Origin of the sequence: Pseudomonas sp. 43(2021) (assembly GCF_017490805.1) — a bacterium.
Classification (GTDB): domain Bacteria; phylum Pseudomonadota; class Gammaproteobacteria; order Pseudomonadales; family Pseudomonadaceae; genus Aquipseudomonas.
The window spans coordinates 324,386-342,458 of record NZ_JAFGYJ010000001.1; the positions used below are offsets into that span (position 1 = coordinate 324,386).

Annotated in this window: 17 protein-coding genes; 6 read left to right on the plus strand and 11 right to left on the minus strand. The window is 64.0% G+C overall.

What is annotated here, in order from left to right:
* The first annotated feature begins 9 nt into the window (after positions 1–9).
* Both J5M71_RS01420 and J5M71_RS01425 read left to right on the plus strand, forming a co-directional pair.
* The gene (locus J5M71_RS01420) at positions 10–690 is read left to right on the plus strand and encodes a hypothetical protein (RefSeq protein ID WP_233694615.1); all 681 of its coding nucleotides are present in this window, start codon (positions 10–12) and stop codon (positions 688–690) included.
* A complete protein-coding gene (locus J5M71_RS01425; protein WP_207828885.1) occupies positions 683–1,306 on the plus strand; it encodes a hypothetical protein in 624 nt (207 codons plus the stop codon). Before J5M71_RS01420 ends, J5M71_RS01425 begins: the two co-directional genes overlap by 8 nt.
* Here J5M71_RS01425 and J5M71_RS01430 read toward each other — a convergent pair.
* From J5M71_RS01430 to J5M71_RS01470, 9 genes are all read right to left on the minus strand, one after another.
* Positions 1,303–1,899: a MarC family protein gene (locus J5M71_RS01430; RefSeq protein WP_207828887.1), complete on the minus strand. Its 597-nt coding sequence runs from the start codon at positions 1,897–1,899 to the stop codon at positions 1,303–1,305. The two genes, J5M71_RS01425 and J5M71_RS01430, sit on opposite strands and share 4 nt — an antisense overlap.
* Before the next feature lie 177 nt (positions 1,900–2,076).
* Positions 2,077–4,848 carry a hybrid sensor histidine kinase/response regulator gene (locus J5M71_RS01435; RefSeq protein WP_207828890.1) on the minus strand — a complete coding sequence of 924 codons (2,772 nt, stop codon included), beginning with the start codon at positions 4,846–4,848 and terminating at the stop codon, positions 2,077–2,079.
* A gap of 144 nt (positions 4,849–4,992) precedes the next feature.
* Positions 4,993–6,288 (minus strand): phosphoribosylamine--glycine ligase, encoded by a 1,296-nt coding sequence (gene purD, locus J5M71_RS01440; protein ID WP_207828899.1) that lies wholly within the window; start codon positions 6,286–6,288, stop codon positions 4,993–4,995.
* Positions 6,289–6,423: 135 nt separating this feature from the next.
* Entirely contained in the window at positions 6,424–8,031 is a 1,608-nt protein-coding gene (purH, locus tag J5M71_RS01445; protein WP_063911866.1) for a bifunctional phosphoribosylaminoimidazolecarboxamide formyltransferase/IMP cyclohydrolase, read from the minus strand.
* Between the two features lie 81 nt (positions 8,032–8,112).
* Positions 8,113–8,433, minus strand: coding sequence for a DNA-binding transcriptional regulator Fis (gene fis, locus J5M71_RS01450; RefSeq protein ID WP_012274390.1), 321 nt, complete (start codon positions 8,431–8,433; stop codon positions 8,113–8,115).
* Positions 8,430–9,443 carry a tRNA dihydrouridine synthase DusB gene (gene dusB, locus J5M71_RS01455; protein ID WP_075046490.1) on the minus strand — a complete coding sequence of 338 codons (1,014 nt, stop codon included), beginning with the start codon at positions 9,441–9,443 and terminating at the stop codon, positions 8,430–8,432. Before dusB ends, fis begins: the two co-directional genes overlap by 4 nt.
* 177 nt (positions 9,444–9,620) lie before the next feature.
* Complete coding sequence (locus J5M71_RS01460; RefSeq protein ID WP_207828908.1) at positions 9,621–10,976, minus strand: DUF3426 domain-containing protein; 1,356 nt, start codon at positions 10,974–10,976, stop codon at positions 9,621–9,623.
* 42 nt (positions 10,977–11,018) lie between these two features.
* Entirely contained in the window at positions 11,019–11,897 is an 879-nt protein-coding gene (gene prmA, locus J5M71_RS01465; protein WP_207828910.1) for a 50S ribosomal protein L11 methyltransferase, read from the minus strand.
* Positions 11,898–12,080: 183 nt separating this feature from the next.
* Complete coding sequence (locus tag J5M71_RS01470; RefSeq protein WP_207828913.1) at positions 12,081–12,536, minus strand: MaoC family dehydratase; 456 nt, start codon at positions 12,534–12,536, stop codon at positions 12,081–12,083.
* A gap of 143 nt (positions 12,537–12,679) precedes the next feature.
* On the opposite strand from J5M71_RS01470, the gene J5M71_RS01475 reads away from it, so the two are divergent.
* Genes J5M71_RS01475 through J5M71_RS01485 form a run of 3 tightly spaced genes read left to right on the plus strand, consistent with a single transcriptional unit; the run spans position 12,680 to position 14,355 of the window.
* Positions 12,680–13,042 (plus strand): CidA/LrgA family protein, encoded by a 363-nt coding sequence (locus J5M71_RS01475; protein ID WP_207828923.1) that lies wholly within the window; start codon positions 12,680–12,682, stop codon positions 13,040–13,042.
* Entirely contained in the window at positions 13,039–13,755 is a 717-nt protein-coding gene (locus J5M71_RS01480; RefSeq protein WP_207828925.1) for an LrgB family protein, read from the plus strand. Before J5M71_RS01475 ends, J5M71_RS01480 begins: the two co-directional genes overlap by 4 nt.
* 9 nt (positions 13,756–13,764) lie before the next feature.
* Positions 13,765–14,355 (plus strand): LON peptidase substrate-binding domain-containing protein, encoded by a 591-nt coding sequence (locus tag J5M71_RS01485; RefSeq protein WP_207828938.1) that lies wholly within the window; start codon positions 13,765–13,767, stop codon positions 14,353–14,355.
* A 126-nt stretch (positions 14,356–14,481) separates the two neighbouring features.
* Here the strand turns inward: J5M71_RS01485 and J5M71_RS01490 are convergent, their stop codons facing one another.
* On the minus strand, positions 14,482–15,798 hold the full coding sequence (locus J5M71_RS01490; protein WP_207828941.1) for a bifunctional DedA family/phosphatase PAP2 family protein: 1,317 nt from the start codon (positions 15,796–15,798) through the stop codon (positions 14,482–14,484).
* Positions 15,799–15,801: 3 nt separating this feature from the next.
* Positions 15,802–16,470 (minus strand): DNA-3-methyladenine glycosylase, encoded by a 669-nt coding sequence (locus tag J5M71_RS01495; RefSeq protein ID WP_087499517.1) that lies wholly within the window; start codon positions 16,468–16,470, stop codon positions 15,802–15,804.
* Positions 16,471–16,801: 331 nt separating this feature from the next.
* On the opposite strand from J5M71_RS01495, the gene J5M71_RS01500 reads away from it, so the two are divergent.
* Positions 16,802–18,073, plus strand: coding sequence for a glutamate-5-semialdehyde dehydrogenase (locus J5M71_RS01500; protein WP_025340770.1), 1,272 nt, complete (start codon positions 16,802–16,804; stop codon positions 18,071–18,073).

Here is an 18,073-nt window from a genome sequence, read left to right on the forward strand (position 1 = left end):
GGCAACACCATGGACAGAACAGCTGAACAACTGATGTTGATTGGCGGAACGGCACTACTGTATCGCGCAGACACTGGCCAGATTCAGTGTCAGGCCGCCTTCGACTCGATCCTTTACGCCCAGTTGGTGGCCAACAGGCGTGCGGGGTCACGCTTTGAGAACTATGAAGCCTGGTATGACGCCTATCGCGAGGCATACCGACAACTGGGCTGGATCAAGCTGGCCGGTACGCATGACCTGAAACAGTTGGGGCAACCCGTGCGCGGCTCGCAGATACAGCCACTTGAGGCGTGGCTGAGGATGCGTTCGATCCGCCATGAGGCTGTGCTGGCTGCAGTGAAGAGTGGCCTGAGCCGATCAATCGAAGGTTTTCGCCACCAGCTGAAGTTCAGCACGCAGGGTTCGCAGCTGGTGATCGAGCTTGGCTTGCTCAAGCCGGGGCCGACGCTCGACCTTTGCAGTATCACCCTGCAATTCGACGAGCCGATCGCCGGCACCTCGCGGGACATGTTGCTGGTCGAAAAGGCTCTGCAGGGCGAAGCCAGGTTCAATGGCGTTTCCTTGCTGCTGGATAACGTGCGTTTCCAACGTCAGCGAGATGAACTGCAGACATTGATGAAAACCAAGGATGCACAGGGGGAGTATCGGTTCGACCCTCATGCACCAGTAATGGGAGCACAACATGAGTGAAGCCATATCTGCTGTGATCGGCGCAGGGATTGTTTCGTTTCTGCCGGGTATTCCCACTGCGCAGAAAAACAAAGTGCGGCTTGCCCTGGCGATGGCTGAGCGGGCCACCGAGACGGCCTACAAGGAAGGGCTGATCCAGGACTGGTTGGCCTACTACCGCAACCAGCTGAAATTCATGGGCTGGGACGCAGTTTCTGCCGAGCAGGTGCACTGGCCTGAGGAGGGCCGTGCCAGGCAAACCGACAAGGTGCTTGAAACCATTGCCGCAACCGCCGGCGATCATTTTGCCTCGGCAAGCAGCCAGTCCATGCGCAAGCTGTTGACCAAGCCGCCGGTTCTGCAATCGCTTGAGCGCTGTGCCTACGAGCGGCAGCATTTTCAATTGCTGCCCTGCGCGTCTGCTGGGGCGAATCGTGTCGACATGGTGCTGTATCACGAAACGGACAATCGTTCGGCGTTCCGGGCGGGCTTCATCAGCCACAAACGCAGCCTCAAGAATGTGCGAGCGGAGTTGATACGCTTCAACATCCTGGCTTTCGAGCAGAGTTTCTTGCCCAAGGTTCGGGATCGCGTCGTTCAGGTCTCCCTGCAGCGCATACTGGATTTCGACATCTAGGGCGCGAGGTAGCCTTTGATACCGGTGAAGATGATCTGCGCAGCCAGGGCGCAGACGAACAGCCCCATCAGCCGGCTGACGATCTGCAGGCCCTGGTCGCCAAGGATGCGCTCGATGCGGTGCGAGAGGTACAGCACCAGGCCCACGGTGAAGCTGGCCAGGGCGATGCTGATGATGGCCAGCACCTTGTCGTCCCAGTGCGGGTGGCCGACGCCCATTACCAGCAGTGCACCGATGGTGCCCGGGCCGACGGTCAGCGGGATGGTCAGCGGCACGATGGTGACATCCTGTTGCACGTTGTCGGCCTGAACCGCGGACTTGCCTTGGGCCATGCCCAGTGCCGAGATGAACAGCACGCTGCCGGCGCCGATGCGGAACGCGTCGGCGGTGATGCCGAAAATACCGAATATCGCCCGCCCGAACAGGTACAGCAGGACACTGGCGATGAGCGCGGCGATGGCCACCTTCCAGGCCAGCTGCTTGCGCTCCTTGCTGGAATGACCGCGGGTCAGGCTGATGAAGCACGACAGCACGAAGAACGGGCTGTAGAGCACGAGCATTTTCAGGTAGACGCTGAACAACTCATGGAGCATGGGGGCTAGTCCAGGCAGTTATGGCTGGGCAGAGTTTATCAGCAGATTCTGTTGATAGCCTGTGCCGGCCTTTTCGCGGGTGAACCCGCTCCCACAGGGATAGCATTGCCTTCAGGCCTTATGCAGTACCTGTTGGAGCGGGTTCACCCGCGAAGAGGCCGGCACAGGCGCCTCAGATCAGGAACTATGCACCGGATCCACCTTGGCTTCCCGCTGGTTGGCCCAGTACTGGATCAGCTCTCGCAACTGCGACAGTTCCACCGGCTTGGCCATGTGCCCGTCCATGCCCGCAAGGCGGGCGCGTTCCTTGTGTTCGGCAAGTATGTGCGCGGTCAGCGCCACCACCGGGGTGCGCTGGCGCTGGTTGGCAGTTTCCCAGGCACGCAGCTGCCGAGTGGCCGAGAAACCGTCCAGGACCGGCATCTCGCAGTCCATCAGCACCAGGTCATAGTGCTGCGCCTTCATCGCCTGCAAGGCCTCTTCGCCATTGCTGGCGGTGTCGGGCTCGAGGTTGAGCTTGCCGAGCATGCCGCGGATCACCTTGGTCGAGATGCTATTGTCCTCGGCGACCAGCACACGGAAATCGCCGGGCAGGTCCAGTGCCTGGGGGATGCCGGGCAAACTGGCTGGTACGGCTTGCTCGCGGCCACGCTGGGCCATTTCTTCAGCCAAGGTGGTTTTCAACGTGTAGCCAGCCACCGGCTTGGCAAGGATCCGCTTGACCCCGGCGTTGCGCGCAATAATCTTGCTCGGCGCATTGCTGATGCCGGTGAGCATCACCACCAGGATGTCGTGGTTCAGGCTCGGGTCTTCCTTGATCTTGGCGGCCAGCTGCATGCCGGTCATGCCGGGCATGTTCTGGTCCAGCAGCACGGCATCGAAGTAGTCGCGCAGGTGGGCCTTGGTGCGCAGCAGGGCCAGCGCTTCCTTGCCCGATGGCACCGCACTGACGTTCATGCCCCAGGCGCTGCACTGCTGCACCAGTACCTTGCGGCAGGTGTCGTTGTCGTCCACCACCAGGACGCGGGCATCACGCAGCGGGCCGTCGAGGTCGGCCGGTGGCTGTTCCAGGCGTGAAGGGTCCAGCGGCAGGGTCAGCCACAGGGTGTTGCCCATGCCGGTACTGCTCTTGATGCCGAACTCGCCCTGCATCAGGCCGATCAGCTGCTTGGCGATGACCAGGCCAAGGTGGCCGCCCAGCTTGTTGCTGGACAGGAAGTGGTGGCTGTGCAGCTCGGCCTGCAGCAAGGCTTCGCGCTCGGCGGCGGGCAACGGTTCGCCGCTGTCCTGCACGGCGATGCGCAGGCGCGGTAAATCGCCGCGCTGGTCCAGCGCCACCACCAGCAGGATCTCGCCCTGGTCGGTGTTTTTCAGGGCATTTTCCAGCAGGCTCGACAAGGCCTGGCGCAGGCGCGTAGGGTCGCCGCTGATCACCCGGGGTACTTGCGGTTGGGTGAAGCTGATCAGCTCGATGTTCTGCTGCTCGGCCTTGGCGCGGAAGATGTTCAGGCAATCCTCGATCAGCGCGTTGAGGTCGAACTGCACGTCATCCAGCTCGATCTGCCGGGATTCCAGCTTGGAAATGTCGAGAATTTCGTTGATCAGCGTGAGCAGTTCGTTGCCGGCGCTGTGAATGGTCTGCACGTAGTCGCGCTGCTTGACCGACAGCGGCGTGCCCAGCAGCAGCTCGGTCATGCCCAGCACACCGTTCATGGGGGTGCGGATTTCGTGGCTGATCTTGGCCAGGAACTCGGCCTTGGCATTGATTTCGGCATCGCTGGCGGCCAGGGCGCGGCTGGCGCTGAAGCGCTCTTCGCTCATGCGCCGCAGGCGTTCGCTGACCGCCAGGTTGAGCAGCAGGCCGCTGGTCACGGTCAGGCCCAGCAGGATGCACAGCAGCCAGGGCGTTGGAGTGCGGGTCAGGCCCAGCAGCGCCGGCAGCAGCACCAGGCCCCCCAGGTTGAACACCACCATGGCCAGGCTGAACAGGCGTGCGGGGGCATAGCCCTTGTACCAGTGGTAGCTGCTGACGAGCAGCATGCTCACGCTGCCCAGGGCCATCAGGGCGTAGGTCATCAGGTTGAGGGGCAGGGTGTCGACGAACAGCAGCACCAGCCCGCTGACCCCGACCACCAGCATTTCGCCCTGCAGCAGGCGGTTAAGCCGAGGCGAATTGCAGGGCGAGAAGAAATGCTGGGTGAAATACAGCCCGGCCAGACCGGCCAGGACCAGCGTCAGGTACGCGGCGGGCGTTTGCGCGCTGTGCCACACGTGCCACCAGGGGCCGCTGAGGTTCAGCAGGATCAGGCCGCTGAGCAGCATCAGGCCGTGGTACAGCGCCAGGATCAGGGTGGTGCTGGAACGGCTGTAGAGGAAGCGGATCAGGTTGTGCATGATCAGCATCACCAGGCCGCCGAACAGCATGCCGAACAGCAGTGGCTGGCGCTGGTCGGAGGCGGCCACGGCCGCGGGTTCCAGGCTGATGGCCGGGCGCAGCTGGTGCTCGGAAACCAGGCGCAGGTAGATATCCAGGGGTTGTTTGCTGTTGGGCAGGGGCAGTACATGGTCGCTGCCACGCAGGGTCGGGCTGGCATTGCCTGCCTGGCGCCCGTGGTGCAGCTGACGCAGAAGTCGGTCGCCCTCGAGGGCGTAGAGGTCCAGGCCTGACAGGTCTGGGGCGAATACCCGCAGCAGTTGTTCCTGCTCGCCGGGTTCCAGGCGGTAGTGCAGCCACAGGGCCTGTTCCGCAGGGGCGGCATCCAGGTCGGCGAGAGCCATCGGGCTGAACTGGTTGCGGTAACGCTCGGAGCGCACGTCGCTCAGTTGCAGATTGGCCTGTTCGTCAAGCAGAACGGCCCAGCCTCCGTCATGTTCGGCCGCAGCCGGAAACATGCAGAGCAAGGTCAGCAAGCTGACGATCAGAGCTGAGGCGATCCGAAGCCGACGCACTACGAAATCCCTTCTTAGCCAAAGTGCCGGGTATTAACTATGCGCGGCGCGCCAAGTCGAAGGCAAGGCCCCTTTGGGCCCTGTCGACGAGCCGGATGCCGCAGGCGCAAGGTACTGTGGCGCGCTGCGGCAATCCGGTAGAACTTACTGCTGGTGCTCACCGCGCTCGCGGGCGATGGCCCGGTAGCCGATGTCGGTGCGGTAGAAGCTGCCGTTCCAGCTTACTTCCTTGGCCAGGCGATAAGCCTGCTGCTGCGCGTCGGCAACGGTGCTGCCCATGGCGGTGGCACACAGAACGCGGCCGCCGTTGGTGACCACTTGGCCATCCTTGAGCGAAGTACCGGCATGGAACACCTTGCCTTCGATCTTCGCGGCAGCGTCCAGACCGTTGATTACGTCGCCCTTGGCGTAGTCGCCCGGGTAACCGCCGGCAGCCAGCACCACGCCCAGGCTCGGGCGCGGGTCCCACTGCGCTTCGACCTTGTCCAGCGCCTTGGCGAATGCGGCCTCGACCAGCAGTACCAGGCTCGACTCCAGGCGCAGCATGACCGGCTGGGTCTCTGGGTCGCCGAAGCGGCAGTTGAACTCGATGACCTTGGGGTTGCCCGCCTTGTCGATCATCAGGCCCGCGTAAAGGAAGCCGGTGTAGACGTTGCCTTCCTCGGCCATGCCGCGCACGGTCGGCCAGATCACCTGGTCCATCACGCGCTGGTGCACTTCGGCGGTGACCACCGGGGCAGGGGAGTAGGCACCCATGCCGCCGGTGTTCGGGCCGGTGTCCTGGTCGCCGACGCGCTTGTGGTCCTGGCTGGTGGCCATGGGCAGCACGTTCTGGCCGTCGACCATGACGATGAAGCTGGCTTCCTCGCCGTCGAGGAACTCCTCGATGACCACGCGGGAACCTGCATCGCCGAAAGCGTTGCCGGCCAGCATGTCACGTACGGCGGCTTCGGCTTCTTCCAGGGTCATGGCGACGATCACGCCCTTGCCCGCGGCCAGGCCGTCGGCCTTGATCACGATCGGCGCGCCTTTTTCCTGCAGGTAGGCCAGCGCCGGCTCGATTTCGGTGAAGTTCTGGTAGTCGGCGGTCGGGATCTTGTGACGCGCCAGGAAGTCCTTGGTGAAGGCCTTGGAGCCTTCCAGCTGCGCCGCGCCCTTGGTCGGGCCGAAGCAGTCCAGGCCGCGGCTGCGGAACAGGTCGACCACGCCGATGACCAGCGGCGCTTCCGGGCCGACGATGGTCAGGTCGACGTTCTTCTCGGCGAAGTCAGCCAGTTGCTCCAGGGCGCACACGTCGATGGCGACGTTCTCGCACTTGGCTTCAATGGCGGTGCCGGCGTTGCCCGGGGCAACGAAGACTTTCTCGACGCGTGGATCCTGGGCGACTTTCCAGGCCAGGGCGTGCTCACGGCCGCCGCTGCCGATGATCAAAACTTTCATGTCAAAACCTCTGTTTGGCGGCAGTCCTCGTACCTTGTGGGAACGGGCTCACCCGCGAATGCGGCGGTGAATCCAACATCGCATTCGCGGGTGAACCCGCTCCCACAGGGGCCGAGGATCGGCCGGCCATCTTGATTAGTGGCGGAAGTGGCGCATACCGGTGAAGACCATCGCGATACCTGCCTCGTCGGCAGCGGCGATGACCTCGGCATCACGCATCGAACCACCTGGCTGGATCACGGCGCTGATACCCACTTTAGCCGCATTGTCGATGCCATCACGGAACGGGAAGAACGCATCCGATGCCATGACTGCGCCCTGCACCTGCAGGCCGGCATGCTCGGCCTTGATTGCAGCAATGCGTGCGGAGTTGACGCGGCTCATCTGGCCGGCGCCGACGCCGATGGTCTGGCGCTGCTTGGCGTAGACAATGGCATTGGACTTGACGAACTTGGCCACTTTCCAGGCAAATACCAGGTCGTGGATCTCTTGCTCGGTCGGTGCACGCTTGGTGACGATCTTCAGGTCATCGGCAGTGATCATGCCGATATCGCGGCTCTGCACCAGCAGGCCACCGTTGACGCGCTTGAAGTCCCAACCGGCAGCGCGCTCGGCTGGCCACTCGCCGCATTCCAGCAGGCGTACGTTCTGCTTGGCGGCAACCACGTCGCGGGCAGCCTGGGAGATTTTCGGCGCGATGATCACTTCGACGAACTGGCGGTCGACGATGGCCTTGGCGGTTTCGCCGTCCAGCTCGCGGTTGAAGGCGATGATGCCGCCGAACGCCGACTCGGTGTCGGTGGCGTAGGCCAGGTCGTAGGCCTTGCGGATGCCGCCTTCGTCTTCAGGCACCACGGCCACGCCGCACGGGTTGGCGTGCTTGACGATGACGCAGGCCGGCTTGACGAAGCTCTTCACGCACTCCAGTGCGGCGTCGGTGTCGGCCACGTTGTTGAACGACAGTTCCTTGCCCTGCAGCTGGATGGCGGTGGAAACGCTGGCTTCGCCTTTTTTCGCTTCTACGTAGAACGCCGCGCTCTGGTGCGGGTTCTCGCCGTAGCGCATTTCCTGGGCCTTGACGAACTGGCTGTTGAAGGTGCGCGGGAATTCGCTGCGGCCTTCAGTGCTCAGGGTCTCTTTGGCCTGGTCGATGGTGCCCATGTAGTTGGCGATCATGCCGTCGTAGGCAGCGGTGTGCTCGAACGCCTTGAGCATCAGGTCGAAGCGCTGGGCGTAGGTCAGGCCGCCGGCCTTGAGGCCTTCGACGATGCCGGCGTAGTCGCTGGCGTTGACCACGATGGCCACGTCCTTGTGGTTCTTGGCAGCCGAACGGACCATGGTCGGGCCGCCGATGTCGATGTTCTCGATGGCGGTCGGCAGGTCACAGCCAGGTTTGGAAATGGTCGCTTCGAACGGGTACAGGTTGACCGCTACCAGGTCGATCGGCTTGATGCCGTGCTCGTTCATGATGGCGTCGTCGGTGCCGCGGCGGCCGAGGATGCCACCGTGGATTTTCGGGTGCAGGGTCTTGACCCGGCCATCCATCATTTCGGCGAAGCCGGTGTAGTCGGCCACTTCCACCGCGTTGACGCCGTTGTCCTTGAGCAGCTTGTAGGTGCCGCCGGTGGACAGGATCTCGACACCGAGCTGCTGCAGCTCACGGGCGAATTCGAGGATACCGGTCTTGTCGGAGACGCTGATCAGGGCGCGGCGGACTGGCAGGCGGGTAGTCTGGTCGGTCATTTCGGGTTCCAATAACGCGGTGGAGTCAGCAAAAAAGGCGCCTCTGTTCAGGGAGCCGCCTTTTCTGGTTGGGATTCTGGCTTACAACAAATCGTACTGCTTGAGCTTCTTGCGCAGGGTGCCTCGGTTCAGCCCGAGCATCTCGCTGGCCTTGGTCTGGTTGCCCTTCACGTAGTTCATCACGCTTTCGAGCAGGGGCGCCTCGACTTCGGAGAGCACCAGGTTGTACACGTCCGTCACGGTCGCGCCTTCCAGGTGGGCGAAGTAGTTGTGCAGCGCCTTCTCGACGCTGTCGCGAAGGGTCTGGCCCTCTTCGCTCGGCGTATTGAGGTGCTGTTTCAGGTTGGCGTTGTCGCTCACGGGCGTTGTTCCACTCACAAATGTCTCGGTCATCATCGTCATGCGGCCACCCCTTGTCCGTCCTCTGTCTCAAGGCTCTGTCGACGTTCGCTGAAAAACGCGCGAACGTTGGCGCACTGCGCTTGTGTGTCTTCCAAAGCGTTGAACCGGGAGCGAAACTCCTTGCCGCCGGGTCGTGTTGCCAGATACCAGCCAACGTGCTTGCGGGCGATACGTACGCCCATCACATCGCCATAGAAGGCATGCAGCGCGGCCAGATGTTCCAGCAGGATGCGTTCCACTTCGTCCAGCTGCGGCGCTGGCAGGTGTTCACCAGTGCGCAGGTAATGCTCGATCTCGCGAAAGATCCATGGCCGCCCCTGGGCGGCCCGGCCGATCAACAGGCCATCGACCCCGGTGGCGTCCAGCACCGCCCGGGCTTTTTCTGGCGAGGTGATATCGCCGTTGGCAAAAACCGGGATCGACACCGCCTGCTTGATGGCAGCGATGGTGTCGTATTCGGCTTCGCCGGTGTACAGGTCGGCGCGTGTGCGGCCATGCACCGCCAGCGCCTGGATGCCGGCCTGCTCGGCGATCCTCGCCACGTTCAGGCCGTTCTTGTTCGCCCGGTCCCAACCGGTGCGGATCTTCAGGGTCACCGGGACGTCCACGGCGCCGACCACGGCGTGGAGGATCTCGCTGACCAAGGCTTCATCTCTCAATAAAGCAGAGCCTGCGGCTTTGTTGCAGACTTTTTTTGCCGGGCAGCCCATGTTGATATCAATGATCTGGGCGCCTGCTTCGACGTTGGCCTGTGCCGCCGCTGCCATCATCTGTGCATCACCACCGGCGATCTGCACCGAGCGTGGCTCGGGATCACCTTCATGGATGCGGCGCAGGCTCGACTTGCGGCTGTTCCACAGGCTCATGTCGCTGGAGACCATTTCCGACACCACCATGCCGGCGCCCAGGCGCTGGCAAAGCGTACGGAAAGGTTGGTCCGTGACCCCGGCCATGGGCGCGAGGATCAGGTTGTTGCGTAGTGTGTATGGGCCGATGCGTACCGCCGACATAGGTGATCCCTGTTGTGGGGCCGAATCTTGGAGTTCGAAAAAGGGTTGGCATGATACCCGCTCTCGATGACCGGATAAAGATGGATTTGGATAAAATCTGAACAGCTGTCGGCTTATGACATTTGGTGTGGGCGAGGATGCAGGGCCTTGCGCGGCCCGCTCCCACAGGGTTGGTGGTTATTCCGGCGAACGGAAGCTCAGGCTGTAATTCACGGCCTTCGGCCCCGGGTCGAGGATGTCCAGGGCGATATGGATCGGGGTCTGGCTGGGCATCTCGCCACGCCCGGCCAGTTCACCCGACAGGTACTCGCTGGGCTTGAAGCGACGGCTGGCGATCAGTTGGCCATTGAGGTCGGCAAAGCGCAGCTCCAGCAGCGGGAACGGCTGGGCGAACGGTGCGCGGTTGTAGATGATCGCATCGACGATCAGCGCGCCCTTGAAGTCCGGATGGCTGCGTACCACCAGGTTGCTGCTCTTGATTCGGGCGATATCGACGCGGGTCGGCACCTCGCAACCGACCAACGGGCAGATTTGCTGGAAGAGCGGCCGGTACTGGTCCTGGCGGGCCATTTCGTCGAAGTGGAACCATACGTACTGGAATGCCAGCAGCCCAGCAGCGAGCAGGGTCAGGAAGCCCCACAGCAGGCGCTTGCCCCAGTTGGGCGCGGGCTTTTCCCAGTCCAGTTGCAGCGGGTCGTCGACCACATCGACCAGCGGCTCCTTGCGCGCCGGGCGCTCGGCTTTGCCGGCAAGGCCCGGCTCCAGGCGTTCGCCGGGCAGCGGCTCGACAGGGTCGTCATCGCGCGCCGACAGGTGCAGTTCCAGCGGCTCGTCATCGCGGGCGCTCAGGCCCTGCTCCGGAACGTTGTCATCACTGGCGCGCAGCGGCTCGTTGAATTCAGGGTGGTCATCGATTTCGGCGGCACGGCGTACCGGTGGCTCGTCATCGATGTCCAGGTCCAGGTTGCCGCCCAAGGTCGGCTCGGTGCGCTCGCCGGGGGTGGGCTCCAGGTCCAGCTCCAGCTCCTGCAGCAGCACGGGCTCGGGCTCGGCTGCCTTCTGTGCCTCGAAAGGCTCGTCGGTGGCCGTGCCGAACAAGTCATCGACATGCTCGTCCGGCTGCAACTCGTCGCGCCGTGCCTGCAGCCCGTCATCCTGGTTGGCCGGGCGTGCCGGGGCCGTTTGGCTGCGACGCTCCAGGCGCTCCAGCTCCTTGTCGAGGTCAAGGGCGTCCAGCGCCTGGGTCGTGAGCGCCCAGTCCTCGTCAGGGTTGAAGCTGCGCTCGCTGCTGGCAGGCTCAGGGGCGGCTGCTGGCTCGACCACCGGTTCGTCAGGTTCCGCAGGTACCGGTGCTGGCACCACAGGTGTGCCGGCCGCCCCGGGACGGCTCTGTTCCAGCAACTGCCTGGCGGCGTTGAACACCTGCAGGCAGTGGCCGCAGCGCACCACACCACGGGCCACGCTCAATTGGTGGTGGGTGACGCGAAAGCTGGTCTGGCAATGCGGGCACTGGGTGACGAAACTGTCGGTCATGCGGCGATCCGGGAGCTGTGCAGAGACATATTCTAGGCCCGCTTAACGGCGGCGACCACTGATGCGTACCCAGCCGTCGCGCACGACGATCGGGTCCAGCTCGAAGTCGGCGGCATAGGCCGCGGCCACTTCCTCACCCTGCTCGGCGAGGATGCCCGACAGTGCCAGCAAGCCCCCTGGGCGGACCAGGCCGGACAGTTGCGGTGCCAGCGACACCAGCGGGCCGGCGAGGATGTTGGCGACCAGCACATCGGCCTGCATGGCCGGCATGTGCTCGGGCAGGTACAGCGCCAGCTTCTCGTCGGCGATGCCGTTGCGCTGGGCGTTGTCGCGCGAAGCCTCGATGGCCTGCACATCGATGTCGGTACCGACCGCCTCACGGGCGCCCAGCAGCAGCGCGGCAATGGCCAGAATGCCCGAGCCGCAGCCGAAGTCCAGCACCTGGGTGCCTTCGAGCTGCTGGCCGTCGAGCCATTCCAGGCACAGGGCGGTGGTGGGGTGGGTGCCGGTGCCGAACGCCAGGCCCGGGTCGAGCAGCAGGTTTACCGCGTCCTGTTCCGGGGCCTCGTGCCAGCTGGGCACGATCCACAGGCGGCGGCCGAAGCGCATCGGCTGGAAGTTGTCCATCCAGCTGCGTTCCCAGTCCTGGTCCTCGATCACCTCGGCCTGGTGTTCGGGCAGCTCGGCGCCGGTCAGCAGGCGCAGGTGGGAGAACACCTGCTCGGGCACGGCATCGGCCTCGAACAGGGCCAGCAGGTGGGTGTGCGACCACAGCGGAGTGGTGTTGAGGTCTGGTTCGAAGATCGGTTGATCCTCGGCGTCCATGAACGTGACCGAGACGGCACCCACTTCCAGCAGGGCATCTTCGTAGGTTTCGGCTTGTTCCGGGCTGATGGCCAGGCGTACTTGCAGCCAGGGCATGGCGGGCACCTTTGGTAAATCGACAGGGGCAGCCCTAGGCTGCGCGAAGGCTGGCAGTTTACGCGAGTGCGGTGGGTTTGTAGAGGACGCCGGAACACCGTACCGGCTTCTTCGCGGGCACGCCCGCTCCCACAGGTATTTACGCGTACTCTGTGGGAGCGGGCGTGCCCGCGAATGGCTCAATCAGACAAAGCAGAGGGAAAGCGACTCGGCTATGTACGCAGGCTTCTCTTCACCGTCGATCTCCAGCGTGGCAATCGCCTTGAGCAGCCATTGCCCCGGCTTTTTCTCCGTCACCTCGGCCAGGTCCACCTTCAGCCGCACCTGGCTGTCGACCTTGACCGGCTGGATGAATCGCACGCTGTCCAGCCCGTAGTTCACCACCATCTTCAGCCCCTCCGGCAGGATCAGGATGTCCTCGATCAGCTTGGGGATCAGTGACAACGTCAGGAAACCGTGGGCGATCGTGCTGCCAAACGGGGTTTTCGCCGCCTTTTCCGGGTCGACGTGGATGAACTGGAAATCGCCCGTGGCTTCGGCGAACAGGTTGATGCGCTGCTGGTCGATCTTCAGCCAGGCCGAGCGGCCCAGTTCCTTACCAACGTACTGCGAAAGCTCTGTAACCGGTACATAGGGCATCGCGGACTCTCCAGGTTTTCAGTTGGTACGAAAGTGCAAGATCAGCATGGAGAGCCGTTTCAGTCAAGTTGCCAGCTTTTCGACGAATATCGGTATATCGCGGCACGTGCTTATAATGGCGGCCATGCCCAAGGGAGATGCTTATGCTGCTGCGTGGTTTGACTTGGCTGGTGCTGTTCCAGCTGCTGGGGACGGCAATCAATCACCTGTTGGTGCCGTTTCTGCCGGGGCCGATCATTGGCCTGTTGCTGCTGTTGTCCTTCCTCATGGCCCGTGGTGAGGTCGGCAAGCCGCTGAACGAGGCCGCCAGCAGCCTGCTGCGTTACCTGCCGTTATTGCTGGTGCCGCCGGCGGTGGGGGTGATGGTGTATGCCAAGGACATTGCTGCCGACTTCTGGGCCATTGCCGGTGCCTTGCTGATCTCCTGCCTGGTGACCCTGGTGTTCGTCGGCGTGTTGATGCAAAAGCTCATCCACCGCCAAGGCCGGCGCGAGGAGCAGTCATGATGCTCGACTGGCAAGGCGCGCTGGATGCGGTCGTTCATCATCCCTTGTTCGGTATCGGCATCACGCTTGGGGCCTACCAGTTGGTGCTGGCGGCCTACGAGAAGACCCGCTGGATCTTCCTGCAGCCGGTACTGGTATCGATGTTGCTGGTGATCGGCGTGTTGCTGGTGTGTGGCATTGACTACAGCGAGTACCGCAAGAGCACCGGAATCATGAACATCCTGCTAGGGCCTGCCACCGTGGCCCTGGCCGTGCCGCTCTACCTCAACCTGCGGCGTATCCGGCAGCTGTTCTGGCCCACATTTACTACGCTGGTAGTCGGAGGCCTGTTCGCCACGCTGTTCTGCCTGTTGCTGGGCTGGTGGTTTGGTGCCGAGCACATGATCCTGATGACCATGGCGCCGAAGTCGGTGACCTCGCCGATCGCCATGCTGGTGGCCGAGCAGATTGGTGGCGTGGCGGCCCTGGCGGCGGTGTTCGTGCTGATTACCGGGGTGATCGGGGCAATCTTCGGCCCGGCGCTGCTGAGCCGCTTTGGCGTGCATAGCCCCGAGGCGCGCGGCATGTCGCTGGGCGTGACGGCGCACGCGGTGGGCACTTCAGTGGCCCTGCAGGAAAGTGACGAATGCGGCGCCTTTGCCGCGCTGGCGATGAGCCTGATGGGGGTGGCCACGGCGGTGTTCCTGCCGCTGGCGGTCAGCCTGGTGGCTTGAGGACTTGTGATGACGCTACCGCTGTTTCCCCTCAATACCGTGCTGTTTCCTGGTTGTTTCCTCGATTTGCAGATTTTCGAGGCGCGCTACCTGGACATGATCGGGCGCTGCATGAAGCGGGGCGAAGGTTTTGGTGTGGTGTGCATCCTGGAAGGCGAGCAGGTTGGCAAGGCACCGCCGGTGGTCGCCTCGATCGGCTGCGAGGCGGTGATCCGCGATTTCGTGCAGCAGGATAACGGCTTGCTGGGTATCCGCGTGGAAGGTGTGCGGCGCTTCAACCTGGAAAGCACCGAGGTGCAAAAGGACCAGCTGCTGGTAGGGCAGGTGCAGTGGTTGCCGGAGCAGGCGGACAGCCCGCTGCTCGAGGCGGACGAAGACCTGCTGGCGTTGCTGGTGGCCCTGGGCGAGCACCCCATGGTCGAAGCGCTGGACATGCCGCGCCCGGTGGATGGGCGCCAGGCGTTGTCCAATCAGTTGGCGTACCTGCTGCCGTTCATGGAAGAGGACAAGCTGGATTTGCTGAGCCTCGACTCGCCGCAGGAGCGGTTGGGGGAAATCCAGAAGCTGCTGGAGCGGATTCAGGGCGAGCTGTTTGCCTGAAGTGCTGCGTTGCCTATGCCGGCCTCTTCGCGGGTGAACCCGCTCCCACAGGTACTGCATCGGGCTTGAGAGCGACGCTATCTCTGTGGGACGGGTTTACCCGCGAAGAGGCCGGTACAGGCGACATCAATATTGATACCGCAGCAAAGCCTGCGGCAACGCATGCAGGGCAAAGAACGTCAGCAACGCGACACACGCCGGCAACACCAGCCACCACACCCGCAGCGGCAAGGCCGGCAGGGTCTGATGACGCTGCACCAGTGTCAGGCTGAGCGCGCACACACAGCACGCCAGCAAAGCCCCGGCGAGGATGTCGGTCGGCCAGTGCGCCCCCAGGTACACCCGTGACAGGGCAATCGCCAGTGCCGGAATGCAGCCCAGCATCACCCAGGTCAGGCGCATCCGCGGCGGCTGCCCGCGTCCGGCCAGCACCGCCATTACCAGGAAGAACGCAAATGACGCCGAACTGTGCCCGCTCGGCATGCTGTAACTGGTCAACGGGTCGCTCAGCACTTCCGGCCGGGCCCGGGCAAACAGCCATTTCAGCGTACCGTTGGCAAGCGCCGTCCCCATCAGTGCGCCCGCAGCGAACATGGCATGTCGCCATTGCCGGGCAAGCAGCAGCAGGCCCGTCAGCAGGCCGCCGAGGAACAGCTGGGTGCGGAAATCGCCCAGCCGGGTCACCAGCACCACAGCACCATCGATGGCCTGGCTGCGGTGCTCCTGCACCAGAGTCATCACGCCCTGGTCGAATTCGTGCAGGTAGGGCCAGCCGAGGAAGACTCCGGCCAGGGCGACGCCAGCCATGCCGGCAATCAGTCGGGTGCCGTGGCGTTGATCGCGGAGGCTGGTGTTCAGGCTCAGCCCGATGATGACCGCCAGGGTGCCGGCGATGATCCCGGCATCCAGCCAGAAGCCTTCCGGCAAGGGCAGGCGCATGGCCGCGCCGGTAGCCCAGCCGGGCAGCAGGTAGGCCACCGCCCAGCCGGCACCGGCCACCAGGCTGACGGCGATGAAGCGTGGCAGCGGCATGTCGAACATGCCGGCGACCATCGGCAGCATCGGCCGCAGCGGCCCTATGAAGCGCCCTACCAGCAGGCTGGCGATGCCATAGCGCTGGAAATAGGCCTCAGCGCTGCCGATCCATTCCGGATGATGGCGTAGCAGCGGCAGGCGGCGGATGTTCTGGTGGAAGTACTTGCCCACCGTGTACGACAAGGCATCGCCCACCAGGCCACCGAGAAAGCCCAGCAGCAGTGTTTCGCCCAGGCTGAAGGCGCCGCTGCCGGCCAGTACCGCGACGGCGAACAGCAGCACGGTGCCTGGCACGATGATGCCGGCAATGGCCAGGCATTCGATGCAGGCCACCAGGAAAATCGCCAGGCCAAGCCACTGCGGGTTGGCGCTGAGCCAGCCGGTCAGGCTGTCGAGCCATTGGCCCATGGTTCAGCTTCCTTGTTCGAGAATGAAGAAGTCGCGGCCTTCGACTTGGCCGCGGCGTAACGGGTTCCGCGTGCAGAAACGGGCGTATTCGGCATCGACGAAACGGTAGGGCAGGTGCTCGTCGCGGCCATGCGGGATGCCCAGGCGGGCGGCCTGAATCACCCGTGGCACGGCGTTGCCGCAATCCTCCACGTACAGGCGCTCGGCATCGAAACGCTGGGCATCCCAGTGCGGCACCTTCAGGCCCAGGGCCCGGCACAGCAAGGTCTGGCCGGCGCACAGGCGCTCGGCCGGGCGGAGGTTGCCGCTGGCATCGGGGTTGTTCAGCTGCATCTGCGCCAGGCTGTCCGGCCCCGAGCGGGCGTCCTGCCAAGGATAGGCGGACTTGATCAGCACCGCGTTGCCCGGCCCGTGGGCGCTGAAGTTCAGCGAGTCGCCGCCGCGTGCGTAGTACATATAGATGTGCCCGCCATCGAGGAACAGCGCCTTGCGTTTTTCGGTGTAGCCGAGCGAGGCGTGGCTGCCTTTGTCGGTGAGGTAGTAGGCCTCGGTCTCGATGATGCGCGCGGCCAGCCACAGGTCGCCGTGGCGATGGCGAATGACCTTGCCCAGCAGGGCCTTGGCCAGGGTCTGGGCGTCGCGGTCGAAAAAGCTGTCGGGCAGGGCTGGCATGCGGGGTGGTTCGTGGCTGGGAAGGCGGGGATGATAGCAATGAATGGCTTAATCGAGGCTGAATCGAGTGGGATGTTGGCAGTGCCGGCCTCTTCGCGGGTAAACCCGCTCCCACGGGAATTCTGGAGGTCTCAGGCCTTGTGCAATCCCTGTGGGAGCGGGTTTACCCGCGAAAGGGCCATAACAGGAGATAGAAATTTCGATAACCCCGGTTACATCTTTCCTGCGCAATGCCCCCAGCCATTTTCTACCATCCGCCACCCGCCGCTGGGCGTACACCTGCGCGGCAGTTATAATCAGCCGATTTCCCCTTCGCCAAGACACCGAACCCATGACTGAGTCCGTTCTTGACTATATGACCCGCCTGGGTCGCGCTGCCCGTGAAGCTTCCCGGGTGATCGGCCGTGCCAGCACCGCGCAGAAGAACCGCGCCCTGCAAGCCGCTGCCGACGCACTGGACGCCGCTCGTGCCGAGCTGACCGCCGCCAACGAGCTGGACCTGGCCGCCGGCCGTGCCAACGGCCTGGAGCCGGCGCTGCTCGACCGCCTGGCGCTGACCCCGGCGCGTATCGACGGCATGATCACCGGGCTGCGCCAGGTGGCCAGTCTGCCGGACCCGGTCGGTGCCATCCGCGACATGAGCTACCGCCCATCGGGTATCCAGGTCGGCAAGATGCGCACGCCGCTGGGGGTGATCGGGATCATCTACGAGTCGCGCCCGAACGTGACCATCGATGCCGCCAGCCTGTGCCTGAAGTCGGGTAACGCGACCATCCTGCGTGGTGGCTCCGAAGCCATCCACTCCAACCGCGCCATCGCCACCTGCATCCAGCGTGGCCTGGCCGCCGCCGGCCTGCCGGCAGCTGTGGTGCAGGTGGTCGAGACCACCGACCGCGAAGCCGTGGGCGCGCTGATCAGCATGCCGGAATTCGTCGACGTCATCGTGCCGCGCGGTGGCCGTGGCCTGATCGAACGCATCAGCCGCGATGCCCGCGTGCCGGTGATCAAGCACCTGGACGGTATCTGCCACGTCTACGTCAGCCAGCACGCCGACCTGGACAAGGCCTGGCGCGTGGCATTCAACGCCAAGACCTACCGCTATGGCATCTGTGGCGCCATGGAAACGCTGCTGGTCGACCAGCAGGTGGCCGAGCGCTTCCTGCCGGAAATGGCCCGCCGCTTCCAGGAGAAGGGCGTCGAGCTGCGTGGCTGCGAGCGCACCCGGGCCATCATCGACGCCAAGCCCGCCACCGAAGCCGACTGGCACACCGAGTACCTGGACGCGATCCTGTCGATCCGTGTGGTCGACGGGCTGGACCAGGCCATCGAGCACATCAACCACTATGGCTCGCACCATACCGACTCGATCATCAGCGAACACCAGGGTGAAGCCCGCCAGTTCATGGCCGAGGTCGACTCGGCGTCGGTCATGCTCAATACCCCCACCTGCTTCGCCGACGGCTTCGAGTACGGCCTGGGCGCGGAAATCGGCATTTCCACCGACAAGCTGCATGCCCGTGGCCCGGTCGGCCTGGAAGGCCTGACCTGCGAGAAGTACGTCGTGATCGGCGACGGCCAGCTGCGTGGCCAGGAGTCCTGCTGA